Raw genomic sequence first — 22,255 nt, forward strand, 5'->3', positions numbered from 1 at the left:
CATCCATGACCAAACGCCTCTACATCCAGGACGTCGCCACCCGCGATGGCTTCCAGATCGAGCCGAACTTCATCCCCACCGAAGACAAGATCGCACTGATCAATAGCCTCTCCGAAACCGGGCTGGCCAAGATCGAGGTCACCTCCTTCACTTCGCCCAAGGCCATTCCCAACCTGCGCGACGCCGAAGAAGTCATGCGCGGTATCCGCCGAGTGCCGGGCGTCGAGTACACCGTGCTGGTGCCCAACGTGAAGGGCTGCGAGCGAGCGCTCTCTTGTGGCGTTGACGAAATCAATCTGGTGATGTCCGCCAGCGACACGCATGGCATGGCCAATCTGCGGATGACGCCGGAGCAATCGCTGGAGCAGTTTCGCGAGATCATCGAGGTGACTCGCGGCAGCGGCGTGTTCATCAACGCCTCGCTGTCGACTGCCTTCGGCTGCCCGTTCGAAGGCGAGGTTCCCGAACCGCGAGTCCATAAACTGATACAGCGCCTGCTCAACATCGGAGTTCAGGGCATTACCCTCTGCGACACCACCGGCATGGCCGATCCGGCACAGGTCGAACGCGTTTGCAGGCACGCAATGACCCACTGGCCCGACGCGGTATTCACCGCGCACTTTCACAACACCCGAGGCATGGGCCTGGCCAATGCACTGGCGGCGCTGAACGCCGGTATCGACCGCTTCGACGCCTCACTCGGCGGCCTCGGCGGCTGCCCCTACGCACCCGGCGCCAGCGGCAACATCTGCACCGAAGATTTGGTACATATGTTCCAGCGCATGGGCTTGGATACCGGCGTCGATCTGGACAAACTGCTGCAGTGCGCCGCCAGCCTGCCAGAACTGGTTGGCCACGACATACCGGGAGCCGTACTCAAGGCCGGAAAATCGGACCGTCGCTATCCGAAGCCGAAGTGGATGGAACAGGAAACCGCCCGATAGGCCCTGCCGCAGAGACGTGTAGCCTTTACCCACTCGAACCTAGGGCTTCGCTAATGGACAACATCGACGTGCACTGGCAGCGGCGCCTGAGCAGCTTCCATAAGGTTCTGCTAGAGCTTGACGAAGCCATTGAGCTAATGGGGCAACGCGAACTATCGAAACTGGAAAAACAAGGCGTCGTCCAGCGCTTCGAATATTGCTATGAGCTTGGCTGGAATACGTTAAAAGATTTCCTCGTCTGGCAGGGCATCGAGGGCATCGTTGGCTCGCGCGATACCATTCGTGAAGCGTTCAGCAAGGGCTTGATCAGCGACGGTCATGCTTGGATGCAAATGCTCACAGACCGCAAACGTACCTCTCATACATACAACGAGGAAACGGCGGAGGCGATTCTGATGAATATCCGATTGCAGCACCATCCGCTGCTAAAGGCGCTGGATCAAACAATGTCCAGCCGGGAAGAACCAACGCCATGATACTGGAGCACTCGGGACTATCCGAAGCAGATGCTCAATCGATCTGCAAAGCACTTGGACTTTTCCCCAAGGTTAGCGAAGCGATTCTCTACGGCTCTCGTGCGAAAGGAAACTACCGCCCCGGTTCAGATATCGACTTGACCCTAAAAGGCAACGAACTCTCTCATCAGGACCTACTCGATATCGAGCTGGCACTGGATGACCTACTTCTGCCTTACAAGATCGACCTCTCCCTGCATCACCAGATCGACAATCCGCAGCTGATCGAACACATCGATCGAGTCGGGAAGCTGTTTTATAAGGCAACGGTTTAGCGTATCGATTTGACCTGATGCTCCACCTGAGGCTGGGATCCGGAGCACTATATAGATTAGCGGCCTGCCCGGTGCGACGGCACGCAGCCTCGCCAGCAAAACAAACAGCTTCGCGCCGAAGGCGGCCCTCCCACGCCATCAAAGCTCACATCGCACCGCTTTTTGCGGGAGCCGCGCCCGCGGCGATTGCAGGCGATAGCCTGCCATAGATCCATCACTACCCCGCAGATAATGGCCAATTGATATTGATGCCATTATAATGGCGCGACTTTCATGGCGGCGTGCGCGCTAACGCATGGAAGCAGAACGAACTTCGAAAAGGAATTAATCTTGAACCCTGCTGCTTTCCGTAAAACTTTGCTGGCGATTGCAGTCGCCGGTGCTGCGTTTCCTATTTATGCACAAACATTGGTGCTAGACGACAGCGGTCTGCTAAGACAAGACGTCACCTTCATCGAACCCGTGACGGTCAATGGTTCTTTCACTAGCGTAAATAGTGAAGAAGACGCTATAGAATTTAATGGCGTAACGTTTGAAAACGACCTAATAATCGACGCAGAGATCAAGGCCAACGGCGACTTCGCCGATGGTGTCGATCTGAGTGAGCTTGATAGCCAAGACGTGATGCAAGCCACTGAGATATTCGGAGATTTTGTCAACCAGGGCGAAATCACCGTAACCGGTGGCGGTGTGACTGGCATGATCGTGGATCCAGCAATTGTCCACGGTAGCCTGGTCAACGCAGGCACCTTGAGCGCTTCCGGTGCTCCGCTCGACGGTGAAAGCGTGCGAGCGCTCGAGATCTCGGGTCAGTCGGAAATTCATCAAGACGTCGTCAATGCCGCTACCGGAAAAATCGTTGCTACCGGCGAGAATGCAACGGCCGTTCTGCTCATGGGCAGCGAAATCGATGGACGCTTGATCAACAACGGCTTGATTCAAGTGGCTGGGATGGGCGCAGACGCCATCGATGTCACCACTAACGAGCAGCCAGAGAACAACTGGAGCAAGCGCGCCTCTGTTTCCGCTATCGAGAACCATGGCTCTATCATCGCCAATGGTGTCGATGCCGACGGTATCCAGATCGATGGCGGCGTTATCGACAGCATCGTGAACACCGGCACCATCGAGGCCGATTCCACCGCGATTGTGATTGGTGACTTCGAAGTATCGAATGCCCGCGAGCAAGAGCAAGAGTACTACTTGAAGATCCATCAGCAGGGCGGGCTGATCAGCGGACAAGACGCCGCTATCAATGCTGAGGGCGGAAAGGTTGATCTTGAATGGAGCGGCGGCAAGATCCAAGGCGATATTCTCGGCCTGGACGGCTATGTGCAAATCACCAACTCTGTAGAGTTCGATGGCGCGCTCATCGAAATCGGCAACGATGAAACGGTACGCGTAGGTGTGAACACCAGCGCAAGCAAGGAAGCCACCTTTGGTCACCTGGAACTGCTAGGCACCCATACGACCATCGATGGCGATCTGGTAGTTGCTCAGAACTCGTCCTTGGGACTGAATCTGAGCAATGCCACCGACACAGCGAAACCAGTACTTACTGTCGCCAAGTCTGCCGAGTTTGGGCAGGGTGCCAAGGTTATTCTCCAGGCCAATGATGCGGACTTCTCCGCAAACGGCTCGTCTTACAAATTGGTATCGGCACAGGAAATCATCGATAAGGGGCTGCAGGTCGTCAGCAGCAACCAGCTGCTCAAGGTAAGCGACCTGAAGATCACATCGACTGGCATCGCTGGCGGCTTGAGCCCGGTTGATGGTGGGCCTAGTACCCCTCCTGTCGACGGCGGTGACGATACGCAGAACCCGCCGACCGATGGCGGAGAAACACCGACTACGCCTCCTTCCGACGGCGGGCAAACCGGCGTGATTGATGTCATCTCCAAGACGCCAGAAGAATTCAAGGAAACGATCGCAACCGGTGGCGGCTCCCAAAATGCCCAGGCGGCGAGCGTCGCGTTCAGCCAGATCGCCAGTAAGCTCCCTAAGCGTCTCCAAGCTGCGTTTGACGGTAACGCCACTGAAGCAGCGCGCCTGGTCGAACAAACCACACCAGAAGCCAACGGCGGTGCGACCCAAGCCGCAACGTCCGGCCAGACACTGGTTAGCAACGTCACCGGCAACCGGACGAGCAGCATTCGCGGTATGTCTTCCGGCGATGCTCTCCAGGAAACAGGTGTTTGGGTTCAGGCCCTGTACAGCGATGCCAACCAGGATCTGCGTGATGGCGTAGCCGGTTACAACGCCTACAGTCGCGGCATCGCCATCGGCGCGGATGGCAAGCTGAACGATCAACTGACCCTTGGTGTGGCGTACAGCTTCCTCAACACCGACGTAAATAGCGAAAACGGCAACGAAACTGAAGTAGACGGTCATGCCTTTACGCTCTACAGCGGTTACGAGCTGGGACGCTACTTCGTAGACGCAAGCCTGACTTATGGCATCAATAGCAACGAAGGCACGCGCTACGTCCTGGGTGAAAACGCTAAGTCCGACTACGACAGCTCGGTACTCGGACTCAACGTCACGAGCGGCTACAGCTATTCCATCAACGACAATCTCGTCCTGGAACCGCGCCTGGCTGCCCGCTACAGCCGGATCGATATCGATAGCTACCGCGAGAAAAACGCCACTCTGGCATTGGCGATCGAAGATCAACGCTACGAAGTGATCGAGCTTGGCGCGGGCCTGCGTGTCGCTGCGCAATATCCGCTGGGTCGTGGAACGTTGGAGCCTCAAGCTAAGCTGATGGCCTATCATGACTTCGCAGCCGATCAAGCCAGCAGCACGTCGGCCTTCGTTCTCGGCGGAACCCCATTCGTGACCAGCGGCGCCAAACCTGCCCGCAACAGCTACGAGGCGGGTATCGGAGCCGATTACCGACTGGGCCAGTTCACCATCGGACTGGGCTACGACTATGTCGGTAAGTCAGACTTCAACGCCGATACCTTCACGGCGAAGGTACGTTACGACTTCTGATGAAAACGAAAAACCTCGGCGCGCATTCGCGAGCCGCCGGTTGGAAACAGGGCATGGTGCTGCTTATCGGCGCTATGCTCGGTGGCTGCCAGTCTTCGCAGGAGGCCCTGCGTAGCCTGGCGGCTCACCATAACCATCAGTTGGAAATCATTTCCACCCGGCCCTTTCCCCTGGCATTGAGCATCCCGCTCAAGCCAATCGCCACATCCCGCATCCGCTTGTACATCGAAGGCGATGGTCACGCTTGGGCGACGCGCTCACAACCGAGCCTGGATCCTACGCCGCGTAACCTGCTGGTTGCAGGTCTTGCTTTCGATGACCCAACCCCGAGTTTTTACCTTGCGCGGCCATGCCAGTTTGTAATGGCAGCCGGCTGCCGTCCGGACCTATGGACCAACCGCCGCTTTTCCGATGAGGTCGTTACCAGCCTTGAGCACGCACTCGACCAAATTAAGGTCCGCTACGGCAATCACGACTTCGAGCTGATTGGCTACTCGGGAGGCGCCGCCCTTGCCTTGCTGCTTGCGGCCCGACGCGACGATGTTGCTCAAATCCAGACCTTCGCCGCAATCTCAGCCCTCAGCGATGGGTGCAACTCCATCAACTCAGCCCCCTGTCGGGCTCCCTTAATCCGGATCATCACAGCGCAGCATTGGCGCGCATCCCACAGAGACACCTGGCCGGTGGCAAGGACAAAATAGTCCCGCCCTCATTGGTGCAAAGCTATACCGAGAATTTGGAAGCGCCTGCTTGTATCGAAAGCGAAATTATCGCTGACGCTTCTCATGCAGACGGCTGGACTCAAGCCTGGCGTGTGTTCAGGAACCGCCCGTTACGCTGCGAAAGACGCCAAGTCGATTAGCCCCGGCGGAGGGCTGGCAAAAGGACCAGCACAACCAAAGCTTCGCGCGAGGGCGGCCCTCCCACAACAAAAACAAAAGCCTACGCCCACCGCTCCTCTGATCTTGTGGGAGGCGCGCCCTCGCGGCGAATGCGGGCGGCAGCCCGCCAACCGAAACCACTACTCCGTCGGCCCCACTTTCCGCTGCTGATAAATCAAATCAACGATTTCACCTTCGGGCACATAACCGCTCACCACCTCGCGCAGCAATACCCGAACCTGTGGGTAATCATCCTGCTCCACCGCCTTCAGCAGTTTGGCCAATACGCCACGCAGCACATCCCAGGTGAAATACTCTTCATCGGCGCGCATGATCATCGGGTGCTCGGTAGGGCTCACGTTGTCGCCGATCAGCAGCTCTTCATACAGCTTCTCACCCGGCCGCAACCCGGTGAATTCGATGGCGATATCCCCGTGCGGGCTTTTCTCCGAGCGCACGCTCAGGCCGGACAGATGGATCAGTTTCTCGGCCAGCTCGGCAATCCGCACAGGCTGGCCCATGTCCAACACGAACACATCGCCGCCCTGCCCCATCGACCCCGCCTGAATGACCAGCTGAGCGGCCTCGGGAATAGTCATGAAATAGCGCGTTATCTTCGGGTGGGTCACCGTCACCGGGCCACCGTTGCGGATTTGCTCGTAGAAACGTGGAATCACCGACCCCGACGAGCCCAGCACATTGCCGAAACGGACCATGGTGAACCGGGTCTTGTTGACGTGATGGACATCCTGTTCGGAGCCAAATAGCACTGGCGCAGTCTCTCGACTCAGCGCTTGCAACGTCATTTCCGAAACGCGCTTCGTGCTGCCCATTACATTAGTGGGACGCACGGCCTTGTCAGTGGAGATCAGTACGAAGTTAGCCACACCCGCCTGGATAGCCGCTTGTGCTGTATGCAGCGTTCCGAGCACATTATTGAGCAAACCCTCTGCAATATTGTGCTCAACGATTGGCACATGCTTGTAGGCAGCAGCGTGATAAACAGAGTTAACCTTCCAGGTACGCATGATTTCCAGCAGGCGGTCCGGGTTTCGAATCGACCCGAGTATCGGTACCAGTCGCACCGGTAACGACTCCCGCTCTACCCTGCTTTCAAGCTCGCCATGGACGAGGTAAAGATTGAGTTCACAGTGCTCAAACAACAGTAGGGTACGTGGCTTGCTTCCAAGGATCTGCCGACACAACTCGCTCCCTATGGAACCACCGGCACCTGTCACCATTACCACTTGGTCTCGCAAGCAACGGTCAAGTAACTCCTGCCGCGGAGGGACAGGATCACGCCCGAGGAGGTCCGCAATATCCACCTCTTGCAAATCCTCAACCTTCACTCGACCACTGGCCAAATCCATGAAGCCAGGCACCGTTCGGACATGCAGTGGAAAATGCTCCAGCTCCTCCAGTACCTCACGACGTCGTGCACGTGAAGCCGACGGAATCGCCAGCAAAATCTGTTGTGCTGCAGTCTCGTTTATCAGCTGCTGAATATGCTTGGGTTTGTAGACCCGTAACCCAGAGATCGTCCGATTTGCGATATTGGGATCATCGTCGATGAACGCAACCGGCCTCATAGCGCGGCCCATACGCAGCGCGGCTACCAACTGATTACCTGCTGCTCCTGCCCCATAAATGGCAACACGGGTCAGGCCCGCATCGGGTCGCTTGAAATTCCATAGCTGGCCGGCAGCAAACCAATGCCCCATAAAATATTGCCGCATGACCAAACGCAACCCGCCGATCATCAGCAAGCTCAACCACCAATAGTTGATGACCAACGATCGTGGGATAACCTTCGGAGCATCCTGATACCAATACACCACAAGCGACAGCATCAGCGCTGATAGCGTTACTGCTTTGGCAATTGCGATAAGAGCGTCATTACCAAAATAACGCATAACAGCTCGGTACATACCGATACGAATGAACAGCGGCACTGCAATAATCGGAGCGACCGCAAATAGCCAGGCATGTGCACCAAATGGCTCGACCGTCTTGGCATCGCCCAAGCGAACCACAAAGGCTAGCCACAGTGCTATCCAGACCAGCATGACATCAGCCGATACTTGGATCAGACGTTTTATTTGTCGAGGGAGCCGAACAACGCGTCGACGCCAACTCTCAGCCAATCTCAACACAGCAGTACCTTTGTTTACGTTTCGTGATCCAGCGCAACGTGCACCTTCCGCATCCAATTGGCCCCGGCTTCGGAGTGATCAGACGCTAACCCCAGTTTCTTCTGGGCCACCCGCGTTCAGCCTTACAACAACCCAAACCAGCGGAGCATAGGCGAAAACCAGCCCGCCAAACCCGTCAATCCATTCAAACGCAACCGCCACAGCCACAGGCAATAGCCAGAGCAGGTTGATAGCCAACACAGTGGACGTCACCGGTAGATGTGCGCCCAAACGGCGCGAGGCAATTTGATAGGCATGACTGCGGTGAGCCTCGTAAACCTTTACGCCGCGCAATAGACGGCGGAGTAGCGTCCAGGTTGCATCAACAATGAAAACTCCTAGCAAAATACACCAGCACCACAATAACTTTGGCGATAGCCAAGCCGCTTGTATCGTTAGCGCCCCTATGACTACGCCTAAAAATCCGCTCCCCGCGTCCCCCATAAAGATGCTCGCCGGAGGGAAATTCCAGACGAGAAACCCCCCGACCGCTGCCGCCAGCAAGACAGGAACAAGCGAGTGGGACGAAAATCCCAACATGACATAAATCAGCGCAGCACCAAGACAAACAGAAAGCGCTTCGATACTCGCCAACCCATCGATTCCATCCATGAAGTTATAAAGATTGAGATGCCAGACCAGCCAGACCGCAGCGAGCACATGCCCAACCCAGCCAAGCTGGAGCGTTACACCGAACAAATCCAACGAAGGGAGCCCGTCGATCCAAAAAAGAACCCAGCATGCGGCCAAAAAGTGTCCGCACAAGCGCCAACGGGCTGGAATATGACCATGGTCATCCAGGAAGCCAATCACCGCGACGCACAGACCCGCTCCGCCTATGGACCACGCCATGTCGAGTGGGACCAACCCCAACCAGGTGGTGACAGGCAGTACTAGGAGTAAACTGACCACGATCGCGGCCCCTCCGCCACGTGGAGTCGGCACCGTATGGGAGCTACGAAGGTTGGGCACGTCAACCAGGTTTCGATGCAACGCGTAGCGTCGCAGCACCCAGGTCATCAAACACGACGCGACAAAAACCAACGGCAATAACCAAAACATCGCCCCCATCATCAACTCCTAATACGGCGGCTTTGCCGATTTCAACGAGCCCCAAGCTATCTGCCTCGTGCAGGCACCGACTGTTCTTGCAGAATACTCCCCGACGTTAAAGGCGTTTTAGAAAATCAGCAGCCGTCATCGCGAGGGCCCTGTCGACACTTACCGGGGGGCTCCACCCTAACAGCGACCTGGTTTTCACAATATCCAACTGCAACGACCCGCATAAACGCTCAGTCACGGCGCGCTTGCCAAGCAAAGCGCCTGCACTCGACAAAAGCACAGCAGGAACTGGGACTAACCGCGCCGGCTTTCCAAGTGCCACGCCCAGACGACGTAGCAGCTCGGTAGTAGAAAGATCTTCGCCGTCGCTGACTAGAAATGCCTGTCCGGACGCGCGTGGATGATCCAGGCAAACCGTTAACAAATCGACAAGATTATCCAGCGCCACCAGGCTACGACAGTTACGTATAGCGCCGAGCGGAAGCGGAACTCCTCGGTCTAGCCATACCATCATGCTACGGAAATTAGCTTTGACGCCGGGTCCATAAACCAATGGCGGTCGCACTATGACCACTTCCAACCCGGTCTCCGCTGCAAGCTCCAGCAGCGCTTTCTCAGCCTCCAGCTTGGATGTGGCATAAGCATCAACCGGGCAAAGCGCGGCATCAGCGGTTAGAGGCTGAGCCCCAGTGGTGCCCTCGCCATGTACCTTCACCGAGCTGAGAAAAAACAAAGCGTTTGACACCCGCAAGAGCAGCTGCCTGGGCTAACTTTAGCGTGCCGTTAACATTGACAGCACGGAATGCCGCCAGAGGGTCGGTATCCACTTCATGCATGACGTGAACCCGAGCCGCACAGTGAACAACCACGTCGACGTCAGCAAACAAATTGGGAACTAGCTCAGCGCCAGCCAGATCGCCCAACTCAACCCACCGCCGCACCGCGTCATACTTAGCCCCTAAAGGCGCCCCGCCATGCGCTAACGTTCTCACTGCACCAATAACCGAGTGGCTACCCCCTGTCGCCAGCCGTCGCACCAACGCGCTGCCAACAAACCCACTTGCCCCGGCCACCAGAATCTGCATCAATCGGTACTCTCGACAAGCTCAAGCACATCCGCAGCCATCACACGCATAATCCGGCTGCGAGCAAAGCGTGCGATAAACTCAGGGCGAGGCGTTTGCCCCAGCTTCAGCCGCCGCAACGCTGCTATCGCCCCGGCACTATCGCAGGGTGCGAAGACTGCAGCGTTGGCAATCTCACTACGAATGAACTCAGCAGCGTAACCCCCCACACCGGCCCATACTGGCTTGCCAGTAGCAGCGTACTCGAACACCTTCGATGGCAGCACGCGGCGGAACGCCCTAAAATCATTCAAATGTAGAAATAGCACATCTGCCTGACGGTAAAGGTCCAGCAACTGCTCTCGCGCCACCGGCTCTACCAACTCAACGTTGTTCAGCCCACTTGCCGTTATAGCCTCTCGCAAAACTTCCAGTCGACTGCCGGCGCCTACCACCCGAAACTGCACCTCGTCACCTAATCGCCGCGCTAGCTCGGGAACGATCCGATGCAAACCCTGACCATCGCCAACGTTGCCCGCATAGAGAACCTGTAGCGGGCGCTCCTTGCTCTGGTCGCGGCAGCCATGCAATGGAAATTCAAGGAAATCGTCGTCCACCCCGTTTGTAAATTGCGAGAACTGTCGCTTCGGATATTTAGGTTGGAAATATCCAAGAAAGCCCACCGTTACCAAATTTACTTTATCCGCACGTCGAACGGCCCAGCGCTCAAGAGCACCAAACCCCGTCCTCAAAATACTGGAAACAGGGGGCGAGAAAAGCTCACCGAGATTTTCAACGAAGATATCGCGGATATCTAAATACAGCCGAGCACCCTGCCGATAAGCGATCCAGGCGCCAAGGACGGCAGTCATCAGCCGCGAGGAGGTAGCAACAACGAGGTCATATCGTTCATCGCGTGCATAGCGTGTCGCCTGCCAGGCAAACGACACGAATGCTACCGCCTGATCCCGAAAACCGCTGCGATGTGCGGGCAGCCGAATACGCCGAACCCGTACACCGTCGCCACTCTCGAAAACCTGCGTTTCGCTGGCATGTTCGTGATACCGGTTTGGCTGTGTGGTGAGCACGTCGACCTGCACCGTATCCCCAGCATGCGCGCGCAATGCCCCGACCAGCGCGCGCGCGCGAAAAGATCCAGCCGACAAATCCGGAGGATAAAAAAAGGTAACCAGCAGAATGCGTTTGGGCATTACAGAGCGCTTGTCAGGCCGGGACGGGATCAGACAATACACTCTCGTACAATGCAACCAGCTCGTGCTCCTGGCTCTCCCAGCTAAGCGCTACCGAAGCCTTGCGTGACTGAGCAGCGTAATACTGACGCTTACTCCTATCGGCAACCAGCTCGCGCAATGCCGAGCCCAACGCGGCACTATCGCCGGGCGGAACGAGTAGACCAAGGTCATGCTCACGGACTACCCGACGGATCTCGGGCAGATCCGAAGCGACCACCGGCAACCCAGCCTGCACATACTCAAAAAGCTTGTTCGAATCAGTCGTGTAATGATTCAGACAGGTGTTTTCGATAGGTTGCACGCCGATGTCCGCCGATGCGGTATAGCTCGGCAACTCGGCTAGCGCGACTGTAGGAATGAAGCGCACTCGCTCCTCAAGGCGTAGCTCCGCGACGATGCTACGCAGGCTGGCCTCAAGCCGGCCGCCTCCAATAAAGACAAAGTAAGCGTCGGGTACGTCGAGGGCCACGCGAGCCAAACGCTCCAAACCTCTGCCCTGCTGCACACCGCCCTGATAAACAATGATCGGCCAAGGCCGAACTAGGCCCAGCTCGTCGCGAATACGGTTGGACGCCAAGACCTGCTGCTGTCGCGGCCGATTCTGGAGCACTACAGGACGCTCGACACCATAAGCCCTTGCAAAAAACTTGGCACGCGCCACGGTCGTAGTGATAGTGCCATTTGCGCGTGGCATGAGCACCTTCTCCACCACTGCAACCAGCTTACGGAAACTGGCGTAGCCTTCACGGCTGGTGCTGATTTCATGGGCGTCATATACCAGGCTTGCGCCAGAAAACACCGCAGCCAGCCAGGCGGTTGGGAGTGTGTTGACATCATGGGCATGGACGACATCGGCGCGGCAGCGTGTCAGGTGCCAGAGAAGACCTGCATGCGTCCACAACCTTGCAAATATGCGAAGCACCTGCCTAACGGGACTCAAACGTCCGATGGGGCCGCTTGCCCCAGACGGCGACGCCTTAGCTACGAAGCGCTCTCCCGAGCCCGCGGGCGCTTTTTTTCTTTTGCGCCATTTCCATAGCGGACTGCGTGCAACCCGTACGACACGCACGCCACTTTGAAGCACTTCGTGCTCTTGCGTAACTCCAGGCGTGTGTAAAGCATGAACGGTGACTTGATGGCCCGCCGAACATAGGGTTTCTGCTTCCTTCAGAACTCGCGCATCATTGCGGAACTCGTTCCAGACGACCATGGCCACTTGAGCCACATTACCTCCCAATGAATAGCCGATGACGGCCTTCGAAAAATGAACCAATCAGAGACTGTGAAACGTCAAAAAGGTTCGCATATTAATAGAAAGCGAGCTAACAGTTGCCGAAACGAGCGTTCATATTTTGTGACGGGCTCTAGTGCTTACTCATGGCATGTAAAGGATCCGGCGCATATCGGGAAACTGCCACGCTTGCCTCATCGACGGCCGATGCGTCAAAGCCGAAAAGCGTGACAAGGCGAACCGAGCGCCCGCCAGCGGTGTAACCGAGCGCCTGACGGTCGACCATATTTCCGTAGCTTTCAGTTACCCAGCCCTGGGGTTTCGGCTGTTTCTGGCCTCGGGAGGTAACTAGTTGCGCGCCTGAAAGATGACGAACCAGAACCGTACGCCCCGACGAGCTCACCAAACTGACATCATCTTCTGCATTTTCGAGCCGCCATTGCTGTGCAAAATGAAACCACTGTGTGTACTGATGCGGTGCATCCCCCTGCAATACATCCACGATCGCGAGCCAGCGTTGAGGCCTAAACAACACCAAGCGCTCGTGATCTATACCCTCCTCGCGCGGCACTGTTCCTCGGATCAGAAACGTCTCTCCCATTACCTTGGCGTCCTTGATGGCCGAGCCGTAACGCGTTGCTTCAGTAAGCTTGCGTGTCGTGCCATCGATTTCGACGGTGTTATGGGCAGCGGTAGAAGTGACATAGTCGCGAAACGGGCCATTGCTGTAGGAATACTTGCCAGCATTGGTCAATATCCGCTCGCCTTCGTCGAACCATTCGAAGCTGAGATCGTCCGGCAACTTGTGGCCCGTCTGGAAGAACATCCCCATAACGAACAGCATCGAGGCCTTCTGCACCGGCACCGCCCAAACGCTGCGGACAATTGCATACCCGGAATCGCGGAAGTTTTGGAGTAAATAGCAAGAAGCTTTCGCGCCTTGGCAGCTATCGGACGACTTGGGCCAATCAATAGTTACTGGCTTTGGCTCCGAATCGCCAACCGTCACGATTGTTTTATCAGGATGCACCATCCAGATACGGTTCTGAGCGACTCGCTCCATGAGGTCGCGGATAAAGTCGAACTGGTCGTACCAACCGCTATCCATAAAACGCTTAACGGTGTTGTAAACGAAGAGGTGATACTCCGGCGAGTTTTCGAGATGCACCCCCTCGGAACTGAATTGCCGCAGCAGCAAGTCCTGCATTTCTGTCTTTACGAAATTCTGTGCACCAGTACAGGTCTCGATAGACGGTACGACTTTGCACAGCGCCAGTAACCCATGCAGCTGAAACAACCCGTGATTGCCCTTGGAAAGTAAGCGCTTGTCCATCAGGCTCTGAGCGTGTAACCACGCCAAGTGAATGAGCTTCGCCTTCCCCGCATCATCGAGTTGCACATCACCTTCGAATGCACGTTGAAACAGATAAGCCAGCTTCATCGCCCTGAGGCCAACCGCCATGTCGTACCACTCGTACTCGCTTTTTTGCCCGCGAACTGCATGGTATTCGTGCCAATCGAGAATAATGCGCAAGGCGTCAGTTAGAAATCCTTGGTCCGCAGTCTGCTCCCAAGCCCCCAGAAGAGGGTCGAGCATCCGCCAGGCATGCAACTGATAGCGCCAGTTGCGATCTTTGAACGGATCGGCGTTCCAATCTACCGGGACTTCAAACGACCAAGGATCGACATTACGACCCAACGGCACAAAGCCTTTTTCCCAAAGCTGACGGGCCTCCGCCTCTGCGTTACGCGTGACCGAGATATTGGCATTTCGTGAGGTAATGTCTGGCGCATGCTCGGCTTCTTGTCTAAGCCCATTCCACACTTCGGCAACCGCACAGGGCCGAGCCAAACGCTCATGATTGACCCACTTACATGGGGTTGCGGCAGCCCCGGTCTCACTCAAATAAATTCCACCCGCCGCTACCATTACAACAGCAAGCAAACCATAAACAGCCAACACGGACCTACGCACAGTAAGATCATCTCCCTTCAGCAACGGGTCGGCTGTCCATACCGTCGTAAGCACGCAGTATCGGCTCGATAAGATCGATAGCGGACCGATACGCCTGCCGTTGGCAAGCCTTGTCAAAGGCAAACATAAGCGCCGCCAATTCCACATGCATGATCGTGATAGCCTGCAGCTCGGTACGTAACTTCTGTGCTTGCTCAAAAGCCGCAGGCAACAGTGGCAGAAACTTTTCATTGACCGGCCAATTGGACCCTACAGGCTCAAGCGTCCACCGTCCCCAATGCGATGCCCAAACCGAACCCTCGTTGTCATGCCATAAAGCATCTGGAGAAAGTTCCGGAGTTACGATGGCCAATGGCATCGCTTCCAGCGTTATTTTTATAGAAGCAATACTGGCGGCGAAATGCTCAAGCATAGAAACTTCTATATCACGCACAAACAAGTGCAGCCGCCTCAGCAGATCATCATCGAGGCGCTGCCACAACATTGGTCGGGAGCGCGTGAATAGCGCAACGAGAGAAGGCGCGGGGCGAATGCTAAACAAGCCAGCCGTGACCGTCATTGCGTCACGGCCAACCGTCTGCGGTTTGACTGTATTGACCATCGGCCAACTGAACACGTGGCAGTTGAAGCTTTCGAGTTGCTCCACCAAGCACAGACATGGCAGTGGTGCTGGCGCATTGCCCATCGCGGCAAACAAACTGGCCTCGTGACGCGACAACGCTCCATGATTCTTGCCGAACAATTTCACCAGATAGCTCTGCTGCGGCTCCGATTGCGTACGAACTATGCCCATAAGTACATCAGGTGTACCGGACTGCATCCACCGCACTTGCGGAGCGCCGGCCGCCGGCCCGGCAACGCGCTCGATAAGGGGTGCCAGCCAGCTGCCAAAGGTATCCGGATCGACAAGGGTCCAAAGTCCTTTGGAATCCTCTGTAATCGCTTTACCTGCATACAGATGCCCATTAAACAACAGAGCGTTCAACTGGAGTCGCTGCGAATACAAAGTCGCAACGTCCCCCACCAGCGAAGCCAGGCGGCGAAATAGTTGCCGCACCAAGAGCAGCGTTACAATAGCCCAAAAAACCGAAACTGCAGTACCTAAAAGCACATCTAAAACAATAACTACGAAAGTTACAAAAAAACCAAGATCTGCGAGCACTCCAATCAGTTTGGTAAGCTCGCCGACCTCCCGCACTCGCCAAACATGGCTTAGTCTCTGGACGAAGTACAGCACTACCCAAACGATTGCGATATAGCTAACGACTACCATCGCCTGCAATGGATAAACCAACACTAGCGCCAAGGCTGCGACGCCGATAAATACCCCGCCCGCCAGCGCAGCAGCGAATCGCTGATAGCCCCTAGTCAGTAGTTGCTCTTGATTCTCGAACAACGCGAGCTTGCGGCTGTGCGCGATCAGCCTGCGGGCACCAAATGCCGCCAATCGTGCAATAAGCCTTTCTGCAACCAAATGAATAAAGAAGAATGCGAGCGCCGTCCCTCCAAGCCCTATAATCAGAGCCATCTTGTTGTAGTCGTGCAGCTGCGACGGAAAGTATGACGGGACATGCTCAGAACCGAGCAAAATAATCACTTTCAATGGCAGTAGCGCCGCCAGAAGCGATGCAAGCTGTGACACCAGCGTGGACAATACGCCCAGGCTAGTCGCCCAAGGCACCACACGAAATACCTTGAACCCAACGGATGCAAACCAGCGCAGCACAGACAGGACTTTCATTTACCAGCACTCAAAAAATGGCCCTTCGAGAGAGCCCAGATACAATCAGGATTTTCAAGCTTTTTTCCAGACTATCTTGAGTCGAGTGAACGGTTCCACACCTCTGCTGAGCGGGACTCGCTCGTAGGTCATATATACAACCTCAAAGCCCTTTTTGAAATAGCTAACAATGTACGTTTTTTCATCCTCGTGTCTCACCTTGCGCTGATAACTACTTTTGGCAAGCGTTGCAAAAACACTGCCTTCAACCGCCATCGTATCCTCGGGAAATTCAAAGACATAACGATCAAACGCCCCCTTGTCGTTCTCTACAAACTCATAACTCCGCAGCCTTCCACTGAATTGAATACCCGCCCCATCAGGAAGATAAATAGCATTCTTTGATAGGTAGTTCACCCCTACCGATGGCACGACAGCGTGATTATCCGCGTCACAGCCAGCAACCACAAACAACGCACATAGTACTAATATTTTTTTCAACAGCCTTTTCCTTCCGCAATTAGAATTACTCTGCGCCAATATAACCGCATACAGCACGGAGAGTTTTAACTATTTAAACCTGCGAACAATTTCCAGCAACAAGTTCCGTATAACATAAATTAAAAAAACAAAACCCTGCACTACCGCTTAGAGAGCAGCTCAAAAAAGCCGTCGTTCGCCCAGTGGGATCACCTGAAAGATCGTTTCCCTTCAAGCCCCATCGAAAATGCGATTGAGTGCATGTTTTTAGCCTACACAACCGCTTAGCTGCAAAAAAGCTGGACTTCCTTTGCAATAATCAGATCTGCCGCCGTTTTCTGCTCAACCCGCTTAACTGCAGCCTTCGACATAGTGTTGAACAACTGGGGATTTTCTACCAATCGTGCAATGCCTTCCGCCAACGCAACAAAGTCATCTTCGAGGGCCAGGATGGCACAACCTTCGTCAGCAAATTCCGGGATTGCTGCCACGGCATTGGTCACAGGAACCAGGCCTGATGCCATGGCCTCATCACGGGATACTCCTTGGGTATCCATGCGGCTCGGACAGAGAAACAAACCATATTCCTTATGCAGAGCAGCAATGTCACTGCGTTTCAAGAATCTGCGTTCTATTTTTACGTTGGGATAATTTTCCAGTGGTTTTAGCGTTTCCTCGAACAGCGGCCCCTCCCCAATCATTCGGAATTCCAACTCATTGAACCAAGGCTTCGTTGATAGCAATTGTATGGCCTTGACACTCAGATCATTTGCATATACTGCCGAAGCATAGGGCCGGATGGACAGAACCTTCTTACGTTGCTCAACTGGCTTCTCGACATAGTTGAAAAGGTCCGTATCGATAGGATTATGGATGACCTGATAGCGCTCTTCTGGTATGCGGAAGCCAAGGTCATCCATTACCTGCTCGGCAAAAAAGTGCGACACGAAGACGATCTTCAGGCTGACCGGCATCTCCTTAAGCAGACCAGTCCAGAACGTCATCCGCTGCTCACTTTGCAACTTACCTACTTGCAGCTGCTCTTCAGTCTTGAAATTGAACTGGCGGCGCCACCAAGGCTGAATTTCTGCACCATGTACCCAAACGATTACCTTGATCCGTTCGCCGTAATCTTTGAGAACGTGCCACATATCTGGATCAAGGAAATGAACCAGCACCTTCTTATAACGACCTGAGTCCAGCAACTTCCTGAGCGTGGTTTGGGAGCCGGTAATTACATCGATATTTTCAAATTCATGGTAGGTCGCTGCATCGTCTTTGCGCAGCCGGAATACGTCCACATTCATGCCACGCTCACGATACGCCGTAACACGACTATGGACGAAACCATTGCGGTAGAGATCGTCATAGCTAGGGTAATGGTTGGTAACTAGCAGGTGCTCGGCGCAGCCAAGCATCTCGGCGGGCTGCAGATCTTTGTGGCCTAGCAATAGGCCTTTGATTTCTGCGCAGCCACTCTGATAAACGCGCCAACCCACCCGAATGAATGCTGTTTCCGGCGGCACATCCACCACTTTGTTGCGATTGGCATGCTTGATCACGTGGCTGATGCGCTGTTGCTGCGCGTCGAGAAAGAGCATGACCAGCTGCAAGTTCAACCCCGGCGTTACGTCCAGGAAAAACTTTATTTGCTCCTTACCGCCCAGTTCCTCGGGCGTTAGGTCCCGTGCGGCGTAGATATATTCATGTTTGCCGTCCTCCAGCCTGGACGTCACCAGCCAACCGTGCTCCTCCATCTGAAAGGAAACATTGTTGCTTTTGCATGGCCTAAAGATTTCCTGCAACTGCTGGAGACGTATCTCTGGTACATCGAAAGAACCTTGCTCTGCGGGAGCGATGCGTTCCGCGCGCGCCTGCAACTCGTCAATGGTGAAGCCGGTGTCAAGCGAGAGATCGTCGACGCGCTGGTGAACGGCATTCAGTTCGGCCGCAGCGCCCTTCTCACAATAGTTGAAAGGATCGACCGCCAGTAGCGAGCCTTCGCCATAGCGGCTGCTTATCAATCCGCGGCACCACTCGAAGCAGTCCAGCGCCGCAAATAATTGCGCACGCACAACGGCACTACGCAGCTGCAGCGAACCAGCGTTATGGTAGGCACGACCAGGCTCCAGCAATTCGATCCCAGTCTCTGTGTAGCTGTAGCGGGTCACTTTGCCGAAGGCATTCGCGCTGCTATAGCGCGTCGCAATCGCCATATCAAGGAGATAGTTGGGGCCGTAGTAGTCTTCGGCGACCATGCCGGCCAGGAGCTGTGCTGCACCTATTACATCGCTTATGGGCTTGCCTTCGACATCCTTGCGGCGAAGGTAACGAATGCGTGGGTCTTCAACTTCAGGCGTTGGGGCTTTACGCCCTAGCACCAGGAAGAGGGTACTGGCCCCGTGGGTCTGCCGTTGGAAGTTGGCGAGGATCGCTTGCGCGCTCTCCTCGGTACGCGCGTAGCCGAGCACTGCGACCTCAGGCAGCGGATTTGCCACCTGGGTACCGCTTACCTTCGCCACGATGTAGTTCAGGCGCTGCTCGTAGGTGTGCTCCAGCATGACCTTGCGTAGCGCTGCCAGACGCAGCTTGCCGCTGCTTTCTTCATCGCCGGCCAGCGCTTGCAGCCGACGCACCATTTCTTCGCCACTGTCGGTGGTGATGACCAGATCACCGAACATCAGACGTACGCCACGTGAGTAATTGCTGACGGTCACGGTGTTGCAGCCCAGCAGCTCATAAACACGGCGTGCAAACATGGTCTGAGATTGCTTGATGGAATTCAGATTGATCGCATAACGATAGCCTTTGTAGGCCCGGTCGATTTCCGAGAAGGGCAGCGTACCGACGATGAATGGCTGGTATTGCGCCGGGAACTGATAGTTAGGGTCGTTCTTGCCGTAGTTACGGTCGTATATTTCGACCGGGCGAAACTCCGGTAACTTGGCGACGAAATTGCCCAAATCGCGGGTTCGTTCCGGATAGCGCGCGTAATAAGCACCGGCGAAGCAGAACGCATCCTTACGCTCGTAAAGCTCGATAGGATTGTGCACGCTCGGCTGACAGGCGAACGGAAGGAAATAGACTCGATCATGGCCCAACGCGGCTTTGTAACGATGGATGCAGTCCATATCGGTGGTGAACACGAAATCGAACTGCTTGGCTGTGGTCAGGAAAGTTTCGAAGTGGACCGGATCTTCCTTGTTCCAGAACATCGTAGGGACGCCGCGGGCCCGGCACCAACGCACGATCTGCTGCAATTCGCTGGCGTTATGGCCAACCTTACTGCCCCACAGTTCATCCTTGCCACGCCAGGCCGACTCGATGAACAGCAGCTCTGGCTGGAAGTCCTCAAGCTCTGCCTGCCAGCCTACCGGTGTGAGCTGTTGTAGCTGGGCCTCGGGCTGATAGGAACCGTAGGTGAAGTCATCCATGATGCAGGCAATCTTAATCTGGCCTTGCGCCATACGCTGCGGCAGCAAAGCGGCGGACTGCCTGGCATCTGCAAGTACCTCGGGCTCGGCGGGCCTGCCGATAGGCGTATGCTCGAAAACCTTTGGCGCTTCGATCGCGACAGGCTGATGGGCGCGAGATTGGCGCTGCTTGTTCGCCTGCCGATACAACCGAGCTAAAGAAACCGGGAGGCGTACCAAACCACCGAGCGATCTGGCGTTCTTTAGTTGATAGCCGAGTTGATACGTCATGCTGGCTCGTGCCTGGATCAACCTCTGCTCAGCAACTCGGCGTTTATCGCTTTCCTTGGCGAGCTCCTGTGTCAGTGAACTGATTTGCGCCTGCTGTTGCTCGAGCGCTCGGCGCAAGTTTGCCAGTTCCGTCTCATGTTCGTTACGACGTTGTTCTTCTCTTTGCTTATGTTCTGCCACCAATTCTTCCCGCAACTTACTCGTCTCCCCCATAACGCGGTCCAGCTCCGTTTCCAGCAAGGCGATCTTGGCAGTCATTTCTTCCCGTTTATCGTTTGTCAGAAGCTCATCAAGCCTAGTCTGTAGTTGAGCGGCATGCGCTTCGGTGGAGGCCAATACGCTTTCTAGCGTCTTCTGGGCTCCACGCTCGCTCGTAAGCTGCTGCTCAAGCGTTTCGATATGGACCGTCGCGCTCCGATGCTCCTGGATCAGCTTCTCGTGCTGTTCCCTTTCCTGATCGAGTTCAGCTTCTATCAGCGCTACTCCATGCTCACGCTGTTGTAATAAACCGGCCTTGGCATCCAACCGTTGATTGAGAAGTGCTACTTGTTCGATGAAAACCTTGCGCTCGCTATTCCAGGCTTCTTGCACATTTTCAAGTTGGCGACGGCTCTCCAGCCCCTGCTCACGAGTAGCCTCCAAGCGCTCCCGGACGGACTGCCCGTTGCGTAGCTCTTCTTCGTATTTCGACTTATAGCGTTCCAACTCTTCGCTAAGCGCGTCGTAGGCAGTGCGCAGCTCCGCACTACGCTCGCGCTGCACCGCTAGTTCAGCTAACTGCTGCGCAGCCAGTTGCTCGCGCTCGGCAAGGTTTTTCTCCAGCAAACCGCTACGAGCTCGCTCGGACTCCAAGGCCCGTCTGGCCTCGGCGAGTTGCGCTTCAATTTCCTGTTCACGCGCGCGTACTTGAACCTTATCAGCAGCAATACCTGTCATTGCTGAAGCCAGCTCATCAAGCCTTGCGGTGTATTGCCGCTCGGCCTGATGCAGGCGCTGACGCATCTGCTCGACTTCCTGCCGGGCCGCTTCAAGTTCCTGCTGCCGCTCGCTCAACTTCACCTTTAGCTCTTGTTGGCGCGTGTCACTGCTGTGAAGCTGCTCCTTCAATACATCGATTCGTTGGCAGGCTTCACGATACTTCTGGTTGGCGTTGGCAAGGTTGTCACGCGTTGTTTTCAGCAGCTGTGCGTTCTGGTAGTTCGCTAGAACGTCATGGTGTTGAAGCCGTGCGAGGCGCATGTCGAGCGAAACGCTCTCTGCTGGCCGGAAGAGATGTGTCGGAGTGGCGTTAAATGTATCCCAGTACACGTAACCGTGGCTTTCCATCCAAGTGGAAATGGTTTTGTAGTGGTCCGCATTTATGCACTCGACATAGATAAGCGGCCGGTCTTTTTCTATCAATCCTACAGCGCCTTCCAGCACTGGCAGCTCCATGCCCTCCACATCGACCTTGATCAACCTCACGCGCCCAGGTAGTTCAAGCTCATCGAGCGCAACGATACGAATATCGCCCTCGCCTACTTCGATGCTCTGCCCGCCGAGGTTCTCTTCCATTAGCGCGGCGAAGTGTCCTTTACCTGCCGTATGCCCTACTCCATAGGGCATCAGCGTCACGCGCTCACTTAATTGATTGATTTCCACGCTGCGACGCATTGCCTCGATCAGCGAGGAATTGGGCTCAAAGCTGACTACTTTGCATTCTGCTATCGCGGCGAGATAAAGAGTGTGATTACCGATGTTCGCGCCGACATCCAGCACCAAGTCCCCTGCGGATACGTTTGCCTGTATGTCCTGGAGCATTTCCAGCTCATAAGGCTGGAGTTCGGTGCTTATCTTTTTTTGTATGTAATCAATATCGGCGTTAGGCAAATAGATACTGTAGTGTTTGGTACCGATAGACAAAGCAACCACTTTGCCCTGTTGCTGCTCGTCGTTCGACGGATTTTCTTGCAAAGTGGTCGCCAT

The 22,255-nt window shown here is 55.3% G+C and carries 13 protein-coding genes and 1 pseudogene; 5 read left to right on the forward strand and 9 right to left on the reverse strand.

Going from position 1 to position 22,255, the window contains the following annotated elements; all coding sequences use genetic code 11:
* Positions 1-5 precede the first annotated feature (5 nt).
* From DQ405_RS14660 to DQ405_RS14680, 5 genes are all read left to right on the forward strand, one after another.
* Positions 6-944 carry a hydroxymethylglutaryl-CoA lyase gene (locus DQ405_RS14660; protein WP_168424902.1) on the forward strand — a complete coding sequence of 313 codons (939 nt, stop codon included), beginning with the start codon at positions 6-8 and terminating at the stop codon, positions 942-944.
* Between the two features lie 53 nt (positions 945-997).
* Positions 998-1,420, forward strand: a complete 423-nt coding sequence (locus tag DQ405_RS14665) for a nucleotidyltransferase substrate binding protein (protein WP_168424903.1) — start codon at positions 998-1,000, stop codon at positions 1,418-1,420.
* The gene (locus tag DQ405_RS14670; RefSeq protein WP_168424904.1) at positions 1,417-1,734 is read left to right on the forward strand and encodes a nucleotidyltransferase domain-containing protein; all 318 of its coding nucleotides are present in this window, start codon (positions 1,417-1,419) and stop codon (positions 1,732-1,734) included. The genes DQ405_RS14665 and DQ405_RS14670 overlap by 4 nt, the downstream gene beginning before the upstream one ends.
* 330 nt (positions 1,735-2,064) lie before the next feature.
* Entirely contained in the window at positions 2,065-4,728 is a 2,664-nt protein-coding gene (locus tag DQ405_RS14675) for an autotransporter family protein (RefSeq protein WP_241730009.1), read from the forward strand.
* The gene (locus DQ405_RS14680; protein WP_342030423.1) at positions 4,728-5,429 is read left to right on the forward strand and encodes a hypothetical protein; all 702 of its coding nucleotides are present in this window, start codon (positions 4,728-4,730) and stop codon (positions 5,427-5,429) included. The genes DQ405_RS14675 and DQ405_RS14680 overlap by 1 nt, the downstream gene beginning before the upstream one ends.
* Before the next feature lie 320 nt (positions 5,430-5,749).
* On the opposite strand, the gene DQ405_RS14685 is transcribed toward DQ405_RS14680, so the two are convergent.
* The 9 genes and pseudogenes from DQ405_RS14685 to DQ405_RS14725 all read right to left on the reverse strand — a co-directional run bounded on the left by DQ405_RS14685 (position 5,750) and on the right by DQ405_RS14725 (position 22,255).
* On the reverse strand, positions 5,750-7,675 hold the full coding sequence (locus DQ405_RS14685) for a polysaccharide biosynthesis protein (RefSeq protein WP_446730882.1): 1,926 nt from the start codon (positions 7,673-7,675) through the stop codon (positions 5,750-5,752).
* Between the two features lie 165 nt (positions 7,676-7,840).
* Positions 7,841-8,872: an MraY family glycosyltransferase gene (locus DQ405_RS14690; RefSeq protein WP_446730883.1), complete on the reverse strand. Its 1,032-nt coding sequence runs from the start codon at positions 8,870-8,872 to the stop codon at positions 7,841-7,843.
* Between the two features lie 97 nt (positions 8,873-8,969).
* A pseudogene (locus DQ405_RS14695) lies at positions 8,970-9,948 on the reverse strand (UDP-glucose 4-epimerase family protein).
* Positions 9,948-11,138, reverse strand: coding sequence for a glycosyltransferase family 4 protein (locus DQ405_RS14700; protein WP_168424906.1), 1,191 nt, complete (start codon positions 11,136-11,138; stop codon positions 9,948-9,950). The pseudogene DQ405_RS14695 and the gene DQ405_RS14700 overlap by 1 nt, the downstream one beginning before the upstream one ends.
* A 13-nt stretch (positions 11,139-11,151) precedes the next feature.
* Positions 11,152-12,390: a glycosyltransferase family 4 protein gene (locus DQ405_RS14705; protein ID WP_174824684.1), complete on the reverse strand. Its 1,239-nt coding sequence runs from the start codon at positions 12,388-12,390 to the stop codon at positions 11,152-11,154.
* Positions 12,391-12,544: 154 nt separating this feature from the next.
* On the reverse strand, positions 12,545-14,374 hold the full coding sequence (locus DQ405_RS14710; protein ID WP_168424908.1) for a heparinase II/III domain-containing protein: 1,830 nt from the start codon (positions 14,372-14,374) through the stop codon (positions 12,545-12,547).
* A 19-nt stretch (positions 14,375-14,393) separates the two neighbouring features.
* Complete coding sequence (locus DQ405_RS14715; RefSeq protein ID WP_168424909.1) at positions 14,394-16,127, reverse strand: hypothetical protein; 1,734 nt, start codon at positions 16,125-16,127, stop codon at positions 14,394-14,396.
* 54 nt (positions 16,128-16,181) lie between these two features.
* On the reverse strand, positions 16,182-16,607 hold the full coding sequence (locus tag DQ405_RS14720) for a hypothetical protein (RefSeq protein WP_168424910.1): 426 nt from the start codon (positions 16,605-16,607) through the stop codon (positions 16,182-16,184).
* Between the two features lie 263 nt (positions 16,608-16,870).
* The gene (locus DQ405_RS14725; protein WP_168424911.1) at positions 16,871-22,255 is read right to left on the reverse strand and encodes an FkbM family methyltransferase; all 5,385 of its coding nucleotides are present in this window, start codon (positions 22,253-22,255) and stop codon (positions 16,871-16,873) included.

The sequence above is a fragment of the Pseudomonas sp. SST3 genome (genome assembly GCF_003325755.1).

Bases quoted from the DNA above. Each gene is read 5' to 3' on its own strand.
- DQ405_RS14725 (WP_168424911.1), bottom strand. From the start codon at position 22,255: ATGGCGACCACTTTGCAAGAAAATCCGTCGAACGACGAGCAGCAACAG.
- DQ405_RS14715 (WP_168424909.1), bottom strand. From the start codon at position 16,127: ATGAAAGTCCTGTCTGTGCTGCGCTGGTTTGCATCCGTTGGGTTCAAG.
- DQ405_RS14670 (WP_168424904.1), top strand. From the start codon at position 1,417: ATGATACTGGAGCACTCGGGACTATCCGAAGCAGATGCTCAATCGATC.
- DQ405_RS14700 (WP_168424906.1), bottom strand. From the start codon at position 11,138: ATGCCCAAACGCATTCTGCTGGTTACCTTTTTTTATCCTCCGGATTTG.
- DQ405_RS14660 (WP_168424902.1), top strand. From the start codon at position 6: ATGACCAAACGCCTCTACATCCAGGACGTCGCCACCCGCGATGGCTTC.
- DQ405_RS14690 (WP_446730883.1), bottom strand. From the start codon at position 8,872: ATGGGGGCGATGTTTTGGTTATTGCCGTTGGTTTTTGTCGCGTCGTGT.
- DQ405_RS14665 (WP_168424903.1), top strand. From the start codon at position 998: ATGGACAACATCGACGTGCACTGGCAGCGGCGCCTGAGCAGCTTCCAT.
- DQ405_RS14705 (WP_174824684.1), bottom strand. From the start codon at position 12,390: ATGGTCGTCTGGAACGAGTTCCGCAATGATGCGCGAGTTCTGAAGGAA.
- DQ405_RS14685 (WP_446730882.1), bottom strand. From the start codon at position 7,675: ATGCTGGTCTGGATAGCACTGTGGCTAGCCTTTGTGGTTCGCTTGGGC.
- DQ405_RS14680 (WP_342030423.1), top strand. From the start codon at position 4,728: ATGAAAACGAAAAACCTCGGCGCGCATTCGCGAGCCGCCGGTTGGAAA.